The organism is Arthrobacter wenxiniae (assembly GCF_013376105.1).
GTDB lineage: Bacteria > Actinomycetota > Actinomycetes > Actinomycetales > Micrococcaceae > Specibacter > Specibacter wenxiniae.
Genome location: NZ_JAAMFM010000008.1, coordinates 93,772 through 108,190 on the forward strand (window position 1 = coordinate 93,772; position 14,419 = coordinate 108,190).

At 70.3% G+C, this 14,419-nt stretch carries 12 protein-coding genes; all 12 read right to left on the reverse strand.

The features are described from left to right. Positions 1-31: 31 nt before the first annotated feature. Positions 32-331 carry a hypothetical protein gene (locus G6034_RS07885; protein WP_176634555.1) on the reverse strand — a complete coding sequence of 100 codons (300 nt, stop codon included), beginning with the start codon at positions 329-331 and terminating at the stop codon, positions 32-34. Beyond that, positions 321-2,498: an ATP-binding protein gene (locus G6034_RS07890; RefSeq protein WP_176634556.1), complete on the reverse strand. Its 2,178-nt coding sequence runs from the start codon at positions 2,496-2,498 to the stop codon at positions 321-323. The genes G6034_RS07885 and G6034_RS07890 overlap by 11 nt, the downstream gene beginning before the upstream one ends. Beyond that, the gene (locus G6034_RS07895) at positions 2,495-3,775 is read right to left on the reverse strand and encodes a Pvc16 family protein (RefSeq protein ID WP_176634557.1); all 1,281 of its coding nucleotides are present in this window, start codon (positions 3,773-3,775) and stop codon (positions 2,495-2,497) included. The genes G6034_RS07890 and G6034_RS07895 overlap by 4 nt, the downstream gene beginning before the upstream one ends. Continuing rightward, a complete protein-coding gene (locus G6034_RS07900) occupies positions 3,772-4,626 on the reverse strand; it encodes a hypothetical protein (RefSeq protein WP_176634558.1) in 855 nt (284 codons plus the stop codon). Before G6034_RS07900 ends, G6034_RS07895 begins: the two co-directional genes overlap by 4 nt. After that, positions 4,623-5,348: a hypothetical protein gene (locus G6034_RS07905; RefSeq protein ID WP_176634559.1), complete on the reverse strand. Its 726-nt coding sequence runs from the start codon at positions 5,346-5,348 to the stop codon at positions 4,623-4,625. Before G6034_RS07905 ends, G6034_RS07900 begins: the two co-directional genes overlap by 4 nt. A gap of 6 nt (positions 5,349-5,354) precedes the next feature. After that, positions 5,355-5,882: a phage tail protein gene (locus G6034_RS07910; RefSeq protein WP_113718523.1), complete on the reverse strand. Its 528-nt coding sequence runs from the start codon at positions 5,880-5,882 to the stop codon at positions 5,355-5,357. A 9-nt stretch (positions 5,883-5,891) separates the two neighbouring features. Then, positions 5,892-7,781 carry a phage tail sheath family protein gene (locus tag G6034_RS07915; protein ID WP_176634560.1) on the reverse strand — a complete coding sequence of 630 codons (1,890 nt, stop codon included), beginning with the start codon at positions 7,779-7,781 and terminating at the stop codon, positions 5,892-5,894. 364 nt (positions 7,782-8,145) lie between these two features. Then, positions 8,146-8,592, reverse strand: a complete 447-nt coding sequence (locus tag G6034_RS07920) for a hypothetical protein (RefSeq protein WP_176634561.1) — start codon at positions 8,590-8,592, stop codon at positions 8,146-8,148. A gap of 43 nt (positions 8,593-8,635) precedes the next feature. Next, positions 8,636-9,472 carry a hypothetical protein gene (locus tag G6034_RS07925; RefSeq protein WP_218063706.1) on the reverse strand — a complete coding sequence of 279 codons (837 nt, stop codon included), beginning with the start codon at positions 9,470-9,472 and terminating at the stop codon, positions 8,636-8,638. 466 nt (positions 9,473-9,938) lie between these two features. Further along, complete coding sequence (gene hutU / locus G6034_RS07930) at positions 9,939-11,618, reverse strand: urocanate hydratase (RefSeq protein WP_176634563.1); 1,680 nt, start codon at positions 11,616-11,618, stop codon at positions 9,939-9,941. A gap of 286 nt (positions 11,619-11,904) precedes the next feature. Continuing rightward, positions 11,905-12,996: an ATP-binding protein gene (locus G6034_RS07935; RefSeq protein ID WP_176634564.1), complete on the reverse strand. Its 1,092-nt coding sequence runs from the start codon at positions 12,994-12,996 to the stop codon at positions 11,905-11,907. A gap of 181 nt (positions 12,997-13,177) precedes the next feature. After that, positions 13,178-14,356 carry an acyl-CoA dehydrogenase family protein gene (locus G6034_RS07940; protein WP_176634565.1) on the reverse strand — a complete coding sequence of 393 codons (1,179 nt, stop codon included), beginning with the start codon at positions 14,354-14,356 and terminating at the stop codon, positions 13,178-13,180. Positions 14,357-14,419: the final 63 nt, after the last annotated feature.

Sequence of the window (14,419 nt, forward strand, 5' to 3'; positions counted from 1 at the left end):
CCTGGCCATTTCCGCCCGTGCGCCGCCAAATTCATCGGCCATGGTTCAGCCCTCCCATCACGGCGCCGGCGATGGAACGGCCCATGGCCCGCGGGTCGGAACCGCCGGGCAGGGCCACCGGCGCCGGGCGAAGGGCCGGCACCGCCGCATTGGCCGGCATCCAATCCGCCGCCCGGGCGCCGCCGTCGCCGGCCTCCGCGGTGTTCCCGGCAGCACCGCCCAGCCGGCGCGCCAGCTCCGTCTCGAGGGCGGTGGAAACCAGGGCTGCCGAGCGGGCGTCCACATCCAGCCCCTCCAGGACCAGCCTGTCGATCCTCACGTCAATGTCCATGGCGGTCCGCCTCCGTGTGCCAGGAAAAATCGGCGTCGATTATGGGCCGCTCCAGCTTGCGGAACTCGCTGCGCGCCGCGGCCAGGACCAGCGGCATGGTGACCCGGCCGCCGTCGTTCGCGGCCAGGAATGCCGCGTTCAGGGCCACGCTGTGGATGCTCCCGCCGGTGAGGTTCAGCCGGGCCAGCCGGTCCAGGTCGAGGCCACCCACGGGGGCTTGGGCCGGGAAGGCCCCCTGCCAGATGGACAGCCGTTCGGCCTGCGCGGGGAACGGGAAATTCACCACAAACCGCAGGCGCCGCAGGAAGGCCGGATCCAGGCTGTCCTTGCGGTTGGAGGCCAGCACCGCCAGTCCGTTGAAGCTCTCCATGCGCTGGAGGAGGTAGCTCACTTCAATGTTCGCGTAGCGGTCATGGCTGTCCCTGACCTCGCTGCGCTTGCCGAACAAGGCGTCCGCCTCATCGAAGAACAGCACCGCCCCGCCCCCCTCCGCGGCGTCGAAGAGCCTGCGCAGGTTCTTCTCGGTTTCGCCAATGTACTTGCTGACCACGGCGGAGAGGTCAATCTTGTACAGCATCAGGGCCAGCTCGTTGGCCAGCGCCTCCGCGGCCATCGTCTTGCCCGTGCCGCTCTCGCCGGCAAAGAGGACGCTGATGCCGGTGCCGCGGTTCATCCGGGCGCCGAACCCGTAGCCGTCGTACACGGCGCGGCGCTGCCCGGCCTGGCCTGCAATTTCGCGCAACATCGCCGTTTCGACGGCCGGCAGCTTGAGGTCGGCCAGCCGGGCCCTGGCGTCGACCCGGCGGGCCAGCCGGTCCAGGGCGGGCCGGGAGGTTTCCAGTGCCGCGGCCCAGGCCAGTGCACCGTCCAGCCCGCCTTGCCGTTTCCCGTCCTCCGCCGGGGAAGCCGCATCTGCCGGCCCGGCCGCATCTGCCGGGGAACGCGCCGGCATCCGGAAGACTGTTGACGGCAGGGCTGTTGCCTGCGCCAGCGGGCCGGCCTGCGCCAGGGAGGCGGCCTGCGCCAGGGACGCGGCGATCTCGCCAAGTTCAAAGTCGAAGCTGTTGGCCAGCGCGGTGGCCGCCCCGGCACTCCCGGGCCCCAGGCCGGACCGCCAGGCGTCGGCCTGTTCGGCTGCGGTGGGCTTGCCGATGGTGACGGCGGCCGCCCCGAGCCTGGGCCAGGGCTCCCTGACGGCCACAAAGACCAGCCCGCCGGTCTGGGCCAGCCACCGGCGGACAGCGTCCGCCTGCGCGCCCGCGGGCTCGGTGTCCGTGGCGTCGATGAACAGCGCCACCGCGGACAGCAGCGCCTCCCGGTGCCACAACCGTGCGCTCGCCGTCACGTCCGCGGCCCCGGAGGGCAGCTCGGCGCCGTCGAGCTTGAACAGCTCCAGCCCGAAGCCGGCCGCCACGTGGGCTGCCACGAGTTCCTTGCCCAGCTGGTTCGGCCCCGGCAGGGCAATGGCCGGGGTGGCGTCGGCGCCGGCAGCCAGCGCGGCAATCCGTGCCGCGGCGGCCGCCTGTGACGGCGGCAGCGAACCGGAGGCCGGCAGTGGCGCCAGCAGCGGTTCAAAGAATCCGTCCAGGTGGTCCAGGCCCTTGATGTAATTGACAATCCGTTCGTGGGCGGACAGCCGGGCGCCCGTCAGGGGGGCAGCCCGTTCGACGGCGGCCAGCGGCCAGTGGCGCAGCGGCCGGTGCGGCGCCATGGCCTCCCAGGCGGGGTTGTCAAAGGCCGCCAGGGCCAGGGCAAAGGTCGGGTAGTTGCGCTGCGGATCGTGCTGGGCCCGGGCGCACAGCCCGCCGAGGCCCGTGTCCAGTTCCATGGCCGCGCACAGGAACAGCACGTCCTCTTCAAAGCTGCCCAGGCCGAAGGCGCGGGCCAGCCGCTTCAGCGGCAGCTCCGCGCTAAGCCCGCCGTCCACCGCCGGCTCACCCGGCCCGGGCGCAACCGCCGGCCCGGGCGCAACCGCCAGCTCGGGCGCATCCGAACGCGGCGCTTCAGGACGCAGCGCTTCCGGACGTGGCGCCGCCGGGCCGGAGCGCCGAATTCCGTTCTCGCCGGCGCCCCCGCCGGCAAGCGCCTCCAGCCTCCCCCGCAGCCAGTCCAGCCGCGCGGCCAGGAACTCGTCGTTGGCCGCCAGCCACTCCTGCTGCGCGTTCATGTGACCCTCACCTGCTGGGCCGGGTCGAAGGCCGGCACGGGACCCGTGAAGAGTACGGGGATGCTGTCCACGCCGTCCACGCGAAGCCTGACGGGGTGGAGCCCGGCAGCAACGGCCGGCACGGCAAACGTCACGGTGGTCGGCGTGCTGGCGTAGCCGGGGTCCCCGGGCGAGGGGTTGCTCACGGCCGCCTCAGCCGTGGCGCCGCCGCACAGCACCACGACGTCCTGGCCGTCGCCAATCCGGGGCGAGCAGGTCAGCGTGACCGTGCCGCCCACGGACACCGTGGCGGGGTTGTGGGGGCTGACGGTCACGGCCGGGGCCAGGGCGAAGGCCACCTTGTTGCTGGCCACGGCCGGGAGGCCGGGCGTTCGCGTCACGGCGGACACGGTATAGAAGCCGGGCACCCATTGGCCCCAGGCGGCGGGGTCCGCGGCAAGGCCCGGCGGCACCACCACCAGCTGGCCGGGCTCGGGGCCGGGGGCCGGGGCCAGCTCCACCGGCGGCAGCGGCCGGCCCGGCGGCAGCGGGCGCCACATGCTCGTGAAGCGCAGCACCGTGTCCAGGACCGCCAGCCCGCTCCCGGCCACCACCACGGACTGTCCCTGCGTGGCGGCCGCCTGCGAGCGCGGCGGCACCAGCGCGCTGAGCGTGGCAGCCGCACCGAGGACCGTTTGTGCGCCTTCGTCGCGGCTGCCGCGGGCCAGGACGGGGAGGGCGGCGCTCCCCTGGCTGTGGCTGTCGATCAGCACCACCGTCACCTCGTAGGCGGCCGAGACGTGCAGGGTGGTTTGGAATGCCGTCCACAGCTTGGACAACTCGTCGGTGGAGAGCGGCAGCGGCGTGATGCGCAGGCGTTCGGGCTGGCCGGCCACGTCGCTGTGGGCCAGCGCCGCCGTCAGTTCGTCGGGGCTGAGCACCGGGTGGTCGTGCAGCACGCTCATGGCCGCGGCCAGGGCCCGGTGGCTCACCGCGTCCTGGTCCGTATCGTCGCGGCCGTAGGCCGTGACCAGGTAGTGCAGGTTCAGGGACAGCGGCGGGGTGGCCGACTCCCCCGGCCTGGTCCGCGGCAGGTCCTGGTTGCGCCAGCCGGCGTTGACGGCCGTGCCGTAGAGGAACACGTTCAGGGATGCCCCCGTGACGGTCTTGCGGGCCATGTCCGGCGTGCGGGTGGTCACGCTGAGGTCGGAAAGGGCCGGATCCAGCACCGGGACGGTGTTCTGAAGCAGGTTCCGCAGGGCCGCGGTCACGACGGCGACCGCCCAGGTGCTGCTCATCGCCGCCCCTTCAGGTACTCATCCAGGCTCATGAGCCCGGATGCCGGCGGCCCCGCTGCGGGACGTTGTGCCGGGGCCGCCACGGCCTTGACCTCGATCCGGCCTATGTGGACGTGGATGTGCTGTTCGGGTGCCGGGGACGCTTCCCGGCGCGCGAGTGGTTCCATCCGCGGCCGGACCGTGCCGGCTTCCGGGTCGTGGGGCGGCGCAGGCGTTTCGGTGCGGCGCTGTGCCGGCGCCCCGGCGGGCCGCCACCCCGTGGCCTCCCCGCGGACGACGCCGGCTGGCCGCGCCAGCTGCCCGGCGTCGCCGACGGGGGTGTGGCGGCCGCCCGGGGCAGCCGCGTCCGGCCGGACGCCGGGTTGGGGCACGGCCGGGGCGGGGCCGTCGGGGTGGTTCGCAGCGGCCGCGCCCGGCGGCGCGGCGTGCACCGGCAGGGGCCGGCGTTCCCGGACGGCGGGAGGCGCCGCGGCGCCAGGCCGGGCAGCATCGACTCCGCCCGGACGCGGCGCGGCGGCTGCGGCCGGCGCGGACCCCGGTGCCGGCCGCGGCACGGCAGCACTTTCCGGTGCCGGGGCACTGGCGGCAGCGGCGGCACGCGGGCTGCCGGCGGGAGTGCCGGCGGGAGTGCCGCCTGCCCACGGACCCGCGTCCTCGCCCATGGGTGCTGCCAGGTTTCCGCTGCCCGGCCACAGCGGGGCGCCCGGCTCCTCAAAGCGGGAGGCAAGGCGCGGCACCACGGCGCCCTCCGGCGTCGTTCTTCCCGCTTTCAAGGTACCGGCGCCCGAGGTTCCGGCACCTGGGGCGGCGGCGGGAAGCTCGCGGCGCAACAAGCCGGCCAGGTAGCTCACGGGGCCACCAGCTCCAGGTAGGCCTGGCGGCGGCGCGGCGGCAGGGCCAGGATGTCCCGCTCGGACCAGCCGTAGGCGTGCGCCAGGGTGTGGATGTCCAGCAGCACGCGCCGGGCCCAGTGGTGCAGCTCCGCCCACAGGTAGGAGGCTATGTGGAGCGGCGCCAGCCAGTGCCGGGCGCACCCGGGGCACTCGAGCGCCAGCTCCGTGGTGGCGGCAGGATCCGCCCGGCCCAGTTCCTCCCCCAGGGCGGCCACCATGCCGGCGGGCAGGGATGCCGGCTCCACGGCGACCCCGCCGGCCGAGGCGCCGGCGATGCAGCGGTGCACCAGGGCCGTGTGTGCGTCGGGCTGTGCGCCGGCGGATTCCAGGCTGAGCAGGTCGTTGCTCGTGACGGCGCGCAGGACAACCTCGAAGCCGTCCCGCCGGACCGTGACCGGCTGCGCGGCGCCCACAGGCCCGAGGGAGCCGGCCGGGAAGGACAGCTCCACCTCCAGGCCGCAGCCGGGGCACTGCGCCATGGCCTCCAGTTGCGGCCCGAACAGTTCCGTCCTGAACGCCAGCAGCGCCGCGTCGCGCCGGCCCAGCGGCCAGCCGGCCAGCTCCCCTTCCGACTCCTGCGGGCAGGCGGCGGCCAGCAAGGTCAGCGCACGCCGCACCGGCTCCTGGTCAAGGCCCCGTTCCCACACCTCCAGCAGTTGGGCTGCCCCCGGCCCCGGCACGGCTCATCACCCGTTCGCCGAGCTCAGGGTCGGTTCGGTCGGTTCGGTGACGGAGGGGTCCCGTTCCCAACCTTCGTTTTCCAGCTTGATGTGCGCAATGGCGACGGCGTTGGCGTTGGCGTCCAGGTCCGGCAGCGCCTGGTATTCGGAAACCCAGCAGCGGTAGATGTTGTAGGCGAGCACCTTCTGGCCTGCCTCGTTGTAGACCTCCAGGATGATGTCCTTGCGGAAGTCCTTGAGTGAGACTTCGGCGCCGAGCCCCGAGCCAAAGTCCCACACCTTGGCTGCCCACGCCTCAAAATCGGTGTCGTGTGTGACGCCGCGTTCAATCGTCACGGCGTCGAATTCGGTGCGGCCCGGGGACTTCCTGGACGACGACGGGTCCCCGCCTTCGCGGTGCTTGACCACCTCCGTGGTGCGCTTGAGGCCGCCGACCTTGCTGACCCCGGCCACGTACCTCCCGTCCCACTTGATGCGGAACTTGAAGTTCTTGTAGGGGTCAAAACGCTGGGCATTGACGCTGAACTGGGCCATGGTCCCCTCCTAAACCTGCACCGCGCCGGCAATTTGCGCCAGCGTGATGACCACAAATTCGGCCGGCTTGAGCGGGGCGAAGCCGACCAGGATGTTGACCACGCCCAAGTCGATGTCGTTTTGCGTGGTGGTCTCGCCATCACATTTGACGAAGTAGGCGTCCTTCGGAGCGGAGCCCTGGAACGCGCCCTGGCGGAACAGGTTGTGCATGAAGGCGCCCACGTTGAGCCGGATCTGCGCCCAGAGCGGTTCGTCGTTCGGCTCGAACACCACCCACTGCGTGCCCCGGTACAGGCTCTCCTCAATGAACAGGGCCGTCCGGCGCACCGGGAGGTACTTCCATTGCGAGGCCAGCTGGTCGTTTCCTTCCAGGGTCCGGGCGCCCCAGGCCACTGTGCCGGCGGCCGGGAAGCTGCGCAGGCAGTTCACGCCCAGCGGGTTCAGGTTGCCGTTTTCGGCGTCGTTCATGGTGACGGTCAGGGCCTGCGCGCCGTTCAACGTGGCGTCCAACCCGGCTGGCGCCTTCCACACGCCCCGGCTGCTGTCGGTGCGTGCCATGATGCCGGCCATGGCCCCACAGGGGACCAGCTCGCCGGGCTGGTTGCCGCGCAACGGGTCCGGGGACAGGATCCGGGGGAAGTACAGGGCCGCGTAGTTGCTGGTGGTGCCGATCAGGCCCGTGCCGAACTGGGTGACGGCGGTGGCCGCGTCGCCCCAGGCGTGCGGGGAGTCGAGCAGCAGCACCGCCCGGCGTGACTGGCAGTAGGCCACGGCGTCCGGAACCAGCCCGGCGTAGTCGATGTCGCCGTCGTTCGGGCCGTTCAGATACGGCGGGATGCACAGCAGGTTGAACAGGTCCGCGTTGGCCAGGGCGTACAGGCCCGTCTTGCCGTCCTGCTTGCCGGGGCCGTTGAAGTCGTTGGTGGCCAGGGCGCCGCCGTCACTGGCCATTCCGGCGGGGGCAACCACGGCGTTGGTGGCCGGCAGGGCCGGGATGGCGGGGGTGGGCGGGACGGTGGTGTTGTCGGCCGGCACTTCGGCCACGGCGTTGTCGCCCCACTTGTCGAACTGGTGCCTGGCGGTGTCCGGGTCCGGGCTCTTGTCCGGGCGCGACGCCGGAAGCCCGGCGGCCGTGACCAGCCCGGAGCCGCCAGCCAGCACCACGTCCACGCGACGCACATCCGAGGGCAGGACCGAGACGTTCAGGAACGTCTCCACCTTGCCGGTGGTGCCGTCGCGGACCAGCAGGTTGAAAACGTCCGGCTGTTCCACTCCGTTGACGGTGACGTATTCCACCCGGGCCCGCAGGCTGTTGCCCCAGGCGCCGGGGTACTTGGCGTTGAGTGTGAGGGTGGAAATAGCCAGCTGCGCCGCGTCAAGCGGGGTGGCGGTTGCCGCGGCCGCCGTGGCCGCCTGCCCCACGGTGGCAGCTGTTGCGCCGGATGCCGTGGAGGCGGCCTGCGCGGCGGCGGCCACGACGTCCGCCGCGGCCTTCTCCGGTCCGCTGGCGTATGTGGCGGCCTTGGCGGCCGCCGCGGCGGCGGCGGCCTGGGCGCTGCTGCCCGTCGCTGCCGCTGCCGTGGCGGTTGCGGCCGCGACGGCGTTGGCCCGGGCAGCGGCGTCGGCGTAGTTGTTGTGGAAAAGCCGCACCACGATGGCCCGGCTGCCGCCGTTGCGGTAAAAGTCGCGGGCCGCGTAGCCCAGGGAACTGCCCAGCCACAGCCCGCCAAAGGTGCGTTCAAAATCGGAATAGCTGTTAATGGTGACCGGTGCATCCACGGGTCCGCGGGCCGCCCTGCCAATGAAGGCGGTGATGGACGTCGCCACACCCGTGATGGTGTGGACTCCGCTGGACACTTCGGTGACGTAGACGCCCGGATAACTTGTTGTGACTGGCATTGGATCCCCCCACCAGAACTGGAGCTCTTAAATTGTGGGTGCTAAACGGGGGTCCTGATGTTGGACCCACCGTCGCGGTTAGTGTCGCGGCGACGCGATGCAGAATAATGCCTAGAATGCGCCGCTGCGGTCCGTCCTGTCAACAAGTATTTTGCCCGGCCCGGCCCGGCACACGCGGGCCCGCAGCCATTGGAATTGGGGACGGGCCGGCCGCGCGAGCGCTCAAGGCCTGCGCGTGGGCACAGGGCCCCGGAGCGAGACCGGGCCGGATTGCACACATGTGTCAATAGCAGCCAACCGTCCCACGCAGGAGCCAATTCATGGCACCAGGAAGCCCCCGATCACGCTTCCGGCACCTGGAGCCCTAGGTGACGTCAAACCACAGCGTGTTTGACTCCCAGGAACCGGGCCGCCACTGCACAGCGTGGCGGCCGGGCGTGCCAAAACTGTATTCCGTGATGTCGAAATTGAAGTCAAGGCCGGGCCCCGGGACGACCCGACCGTCGTAGGACGGCGGAATGAGCGGCTGGTCATCCGCCGGCCCCTGGGACAACGCCAGTTGCCCGTCGATGTACTCGCCGGTGACAGGTTTGGGGCCCATGGGATACAAGGGGGCGTCCGGTGCCACGGATTCGCAGACATGGATGATTCTTACTGGCTGGCCCACTTTGCATGCCAGCCCTTCGGCCAACAGGGTCAGCCGGTAGCCGCCAGCCGCGGCGCCCTTGTCCGGCGCCTGTGAATAGCCCGCCGCCACGGCCTGGTCCGCCGGGGGCGCGTCGACGATGCGCCCCCCTTCCCGGACGACCAAGTGGGGCCGCCCTGCTGAATTTTCCGGGGGATTGTGCACGGCGCTACGGCCTGACCACTACGTCTTCGCCCTGGGACGGTGACGGCCCCGCGGACGTGGTAAACCCGTTGACCGTGCAGGGGTGTGGATCCTTTTGGAGCCGGAACACGATGCGCGTTCCGGTCACGGTGATAATCCGCTTGATGAGATAGCCCGAATTGGGAATGGCTGTCGGGGTGGTGACGCCGCTGCCGGGCGCGGTGAACGTATCCAGCTGTTCGCGCTCCATGCTGCCGTTGCCGCCATGGTTGTCGGCGCAGTCGATAATCCTGGCCTTGCCCTCCGTGTGCTGGTCATCGGGGATCGGGAACCCCGCCATGTACCCGCTGTTGTTGCTGCGCCCGGCCGGGACGCTCGCATAGGAACCGGTGTGGTTCAAGGAGGAGCTGACCTGTTCACTGTCCTGAACCGCTGCCATGTCGGCGTCATTGCCGGTTGACGACGTCAAGGTGATGGCGATGGCCATCCCCGCGACGTCGGGCTGGTCAATCGGGGTATGCGCGGGACCGTTGCGGACGGCCACCGGCACGGGGCCGGACGGACCGGCCGGGCTGCCGCCCAGGGCCGCGCCGATTCCCGCGCCCAGCGCCGCGCCGCCCAATCCGCCGATGATGGCCCCGGGCACCCCACCCAGCAGAAAGCCGGCAATGCCACCCACCACGGCACCAATGCCGCCGCCGATGAGGGCCGCCGTTGACCTGTCATCGGTGGATTCCGCCTCCGTGACCGCCAAGCCGCGGCCGTCGCCGGCACCGGCCTTCGGAAGAAGCGCCATGGTGTGGCCGGCAGCCAGGCGTTGGGCTGCGGGCCCCCTGCCGGCCGCCATGGGCCGAGTGTGCACCGGAATCCTGGAAAAGTCGTGCCCCCATCCGAGGTCCGCCGTGCCCGGACGGGCGTGGTTCGCGGTCTGGTGTGCCGCAGGCCTGACTGCTGGAAGTACCCGCACCGCACGGCCGGGGGCAGGCAGACTTTGAAACTGCCGCACATTCTCCGATCCCATGGTCGGCTCCTCGGCGTTGGCCGCGCGGCGCCCCAGAAGTGAAACCCCGCTTCGACCATCCCAGTATCCGCCCAATTCAGGGGGGCGGTCAACGACGCGTGGACACCGGGCGGCCGAAACTTTGAAGCTGCGCACGGCTGGCGGCTGGCGGTGCGCCACTTCAAGAGTGGCGCGGTGCCGGCGGGCAACAGGGCGCACGTTCAAAGTCCGGCGCCGGCAGCCCCACCGCCGCCGGCGTGCCGGCCTGGCTGGGGGCGCGCGGAATTTCGCACGCCCCCCGCCTGGCACGCCGTCACCGAGGGAACGGCTACTGCTCCTGCATCGGGATGCGGACGCCGCGCTCGGCGGCCACCTCGACGGCGCGCTCATAGCCGGCGTCGACGTGGCGGATGACGCCCATGCCGGGATCGTTGGTCAGCAGCCGGGACAGCTTCTCCGCGGCCAGCGGGGTCCCGTCGGCCACGGAGACCTGGCCGGCGTGGATGGAGCGGCCGATCCCCACGCCGCCGCCGTGGTGGATGGAGACCCAGGTGGCGCCGGAGGAGGTGTTGAGCAGGGCATTCAGCAGCGGCCAGTCGGCAATGGCGTCCGAGCCGTCCTTCATGGCCTCGGTCTCGCGGTACGGGGAGGCCACCGAGCCGGAGTCCAGGTGGTCGCGGCCAATGACAATGGGCGCCTTGACCTTGCCGTCGGCGACGAGCTGGTTGAACAGCACGCCGGCCTTGGCACGTTCGCCGTAGCCCAGCCAGCAGATGCGCGCCGGCAGGCCCTCGAACTCGACGTGCTCCGCCGCGGCGTCGAGCCAGCGGTGCAGGTGCGCGTTCTCGGGGAACAGTTCCTTCAGCGCTTCATCAGTGACGCGGATGTCCTCGGGGTCGCCGGACAGGGCCACCCAGCGGAACGGGCCCAGGCCCTCGCAGAACAGCGGGCGGATGTAGGCCGGGACAAAGCCGGGGAACTCGAACGCCCTCGCGTAGCCGCCCTTGCGGGCCTCATCGCGGATGGAGTTGCCGTAGTCAAAGACCTCGGCGCCGGCGTCCTGGAACTCGACCATGGCCTGGACGTGGCGGGCCATCGCGTTCTGGGCCTTCTTGGTGAAGCCGTCCGGGTCCGCCTGGGCCTCGGCGGCCCACTCCTCCACGGAGTATTCGGTGGGCAGGTAGGAGAGGGGGTCGTGGGCGCTGGTCTGGTCGGTGACAATGTCCACGGTGAACTCGCCGGCCTGGTGGCGGCGCAAGATCTCGGGGAAGATCTCGGCGGCGTTGCCCACAACGCCCACGGACAGCGGCTTCTTGGCGGCCTTGGCCTCAAGTACGCGGGCCAGGGCCGTGTCCAGGTCGGGGGCCAGCTCGTCGAGGTAGCGCTTGCCAACACGGCGCTGCAGTCGCTCGGCAGAGACGTCCACGATCAGGCAGGCGCCGCCGTTGAGCGTGACGGCCAGCGGCTGGGCGCCGCCCATGCCGCCGCAGCCGCCGGTCAGCGTCAGCGTCCCGGCCAGGGTGCCGCCGAAGCGCTTCTCCCCGATCGCCGCGAACGTCTCGAAGGTGCCCTGCAGGATGCCCTGGGTGCCGATGTAGATCCACGAGCCGGCCGTCATCTGGCCGTACATCATCAGGCCCTCGGCCTCGAGCTTGCGGAATTCGGGCCAGGTGGCCCAGTCCCCCACCAGGTTCGAGTTGGCCAGCAGCACGCGCGGCGCCCAGACGTTCGTCCGGAACACGCCCACGGGCTTGCCGGACTGGACCAGGAGGGTCTCGTCGTCGTCGAGCGTCTTCAGCGTGGCCACGATCGCGTCGTAGGCCTCCCACGAGCGGGCGGCGCGGCCCGTGCCGCCGTAGACCACCAGGTCCTCGGGGCGCTCGGCAACCTCGGGGTCCAGGTTGTTCATGAGCATGCGCAGGGGCGCCTCGGTCTGCCACGACTTGGCGGAGAGTTCGGTGCCGCGGGCGGCCCGGATGGTGCGGGAGGGGTCATGCATCGTTGCCATGATGGTTTCCTTAGTAGTTGGTCCGAAAGTGAGGTGGGATTTCCCTTACTTCCATCCAACCCCCGAGGGCCTTGCAATCCTAGGCCTGTGGCCACCGTGGTGTCTGTGATCCAAGACAATGCGCCCGCCGGCACGTACGACGCCGGGACCCCGCCTTGGGCGGCCCGCCCACACCCCGGCTCACCCCTCCGTCGGGGACGGCAGGGCCACTCCGGGAAACGTAGGCGCCGTATCCGCGGGCGGCAAATGAACAGACACCAACCCTTGCACCGCCTTCACCCGGTGCTTATTGCGGCAGGGACCGCAGGTATTCACGCAGGCCGGGTATGGCGTACCGGACCACGCCGTGCCCTGCCGGCTCAACAATGCCGGCGTCAATGAGCCGCGCCCGCTGGTTGCCCACCACGGAGGAGCTTGCTCCCATGCGGGAGGCAATGTCCCGGGTCGCCGAATCGCCTTCGTCGCGGGACATTGCTTTCAGGAAGTCCAGGTCCCGGCCGGATGCTGTCGAGAGGGCCGCCTGGATGACAACGCGGGTGTTTCGCTTTTGCGCATGCTCGATGGCCGCCTCCGCCGCCGCGTCTGTGAGAACCGGGTTCAATTCAGCCTCCCGCCACAGGAAGTAGCCGACCAGCTGGATCAGGAAGGGGTAGCCGGCGGTGGCTTCCGCGGCGGCGTGGACAACGGCACTCGACAGGTCGAAGCCGCCCTCGGCGAAGAGTTTCGTGTAGGACTTCTCGACGTCACGGACCGCTGCCGCGTGCAGATCGATGCGGTCGGCCCGCCGAAGGAACGTTGCCACGCCCTCATTGAGGAGATCGGAGACGGCCGAGGGCAGGCCGGCGAAAACAAGCCCGATCGGAAGCCCTTCGCGGATGAAGTGCTGGACGCTGGCGGCAAGTTGGGATATTTCGGTGCGATCGGTCGCGTGGATTTCATCAACCGTGATGATCAGCCCTGTTCCTTGGGCATCAAGGAGGCGCAGGAGTTGTCCCCCGGTGTTCCGCCAGCCCACCTGTTCCGCGGGCGGCAGCGCGGTGGTGATGCTGAATCCGGCTGCCGAGACTGATGTGACACGGCGGCCAGGGGTTGTGTCGCCGAGTTCATTGGCCAGGCGCCGCATGGATTCGCCCATCCGGCCCATGAAGCCCTGCGTCGCGGTCTCCGAAATGACAGCCCAGCCGGCCTCCCGGGCGAGGTCTTCAGCCTCGCTGAGCATGACCGTTTTGCCGATACCCCGGGCGCCGGTGAAAATGGTGAGCAGGCCGGGGGCGCCGGAGCCGATGCGCATGCCGTAGCTGAACTCATCCAGCAGTCCCTTGCGGCCGATCAATTCAGGCGGGGTGGACCCGGCGGTGGGAACGAACGGATTGTCCATGATCCGGCCTCCTGAATATGCGTGTAAGTCGTGTAAGTCGTGTAAGTCGTGTATATGCACCATGATACGCGGCTCACGGCTCCAACGACCGCAAGCGGCCGGCCCACCAAGGTAGGACGGCCGCCAAGGCGGGACGCCCACCAAGGCGGGACGGCCGCCGTCGAGCTTCGGTCACGCGCGGCTACACGAACGCGGCGATCCCCGTGATGGCCCGCCCGGCCACGAGGGTGTTGATCTCGTAGGTGCCCTCGTAGGTGTAGATGGCCTCCGCGTCACAGAAGATCTTGGCCATCTCGTAGTCGACGGACACGCCGTTGCCGCCCAGGATGCTCCGGCCCAGCGCCACGCTCTCGCGCATGCACTTGGTCACGAACGCCTTGGCCAGCGCGGAGTGCTCGTTGCGCGTGGTGCCGGCGTCCTCCAACTGGGCCAGGCGAACCATCATGCCCATCGAGGCCTGCGCGTTGGAGAGCATGGTGACGAGCTGCTCCTGGATGAGCTGGAAGCTGGCGATCGGCTTGCCGAACTGGTGGCGTTCCACGGCGTACTTGCGGGCCACGTCGAAGGCGGCGAGCTGCATGCCCACGGCCTGCCAGCCCACCGTGGCGCGCGTGGTCTTGAGGACCTTGTTGGTGTCCCGGAAGCTGTTCGCATGAGCCAGCTTGTTAAACGAAGGCACGACGACGTCCTTCAGGACAATGTCGGCGTTCTGGACCGCGCGCAGTGCGATCCGGTTTTCAATCAGGGTCGCCTTGAACCCGGGCGTGGAGGTTTCCACGAGGAAGCCCTTGACCTGGCCGTCCGCCACGTCCTTGGCCCAGACAATGACGTAGTCGGAGAAGGTGGAGTTGCCGATCCACCGCTTCTCGCCGTTGAGGACCCAGGAGTCCCCGTCCCGCACGGCGGTGGTTTGCGTGCCGCCGGCCACGTCGGATCCGGCCAGTGGCTCGGTGATGGCAAACACGCCGGTCTTCTTCAAAGAGTAGATGTCGGGCAGCCAGGCCGCCTTCTGCTCCTCCGAGGCCAGCAGCTCGATGGAGCCGGTGAACAGCCCGTCGTGGCCGCTGAAGAAGGTGCCGAAGGAGGCGTCCACGCGGTGGATCGCGGCCGTGACCATGCCGGCGAGCAGGTGGGAATGGCCCTGCCGGCGCACGGGGCTGATCATGTCCAGCTCCGCGACGCCAGGGATCAGGTGGACGGGGAATTCGCTGCGGTTCCAGTAGTCGCGCGAGATGGGGCGCACATGGGCCTCCATCCAGTCGCGGATCTCGTTCAGCCGGGCCAGCTCGTTGGCCGGCAGCAGGCTTTCAAAGAAGAAGAAGTCGCCGTCGATGTAGGGCAGTGCGGTGGTCTTGCTCATGGAAGTGCTCCTCCGGAACAGGAATAGAGGGCGGGAAGGGGGTGTCCATCGAACATATCCGCC

Bases quoted from the DNA above. Each gene is read 5' to 3' on its own strand.
- G6034_RS07885 (WP_176634555.1), bottom strand. From the start codon at position 331: ATGGACATTGACGTGAGGATCGACAGGCTGGTCCTGGAGGGGCTGGAT.
- G6034_RS07890 (WP_176634556.1), bottom strand. From the start codon at position 2,498: ATGAACGCGCAGCAGGAGTGGCTGGCGGCCAACGACGAGTTCCTGGCC.
- G6034_RS07895 (WP_176634557.1), bottom strand. From the start codon at position 3,775: ATGAGCAGCACCTGGGCGGTCGCCGTCGTGACCGCGGCCCTGCGGAAC.
- G6034_RS07910 (WP_113718523.1), bottom strand. From the start codon at position 5,882: ATGGCCCAGTTCAGCGTCAATGCCCAGCGTTTTGACCCCTACAAGAAC.
- G6034_RS07915 (WP_176634560.1), bottom strand. From the start codon at position 7,781: ATGCCAGTCACAACAAGTTATCCGGGCGTCTACGTCACCGAAGTGTCC.
- hutU (WP_176634563.1), bottom strand. From the start codon at position 11,618: ATGGCAACGATGCATGACCCCTCCCGCACCATCCGGGCCGCCCGCGGC.
- G6034_RS07935 (WP_176634564.1), bottom strand. From the start codon at position 12,996: ATGGACAATCCGTTCGTTCCCACCGCCGGGTCCACCCCGCCTGAATTG.
- G6034_RS07940 (WP_176634565.1), bottom strand. From the start codon at position 14,356: ATGAGCAAGACCACCGCACTGCCCTACATCGACGGCGACTTCTTCTTC.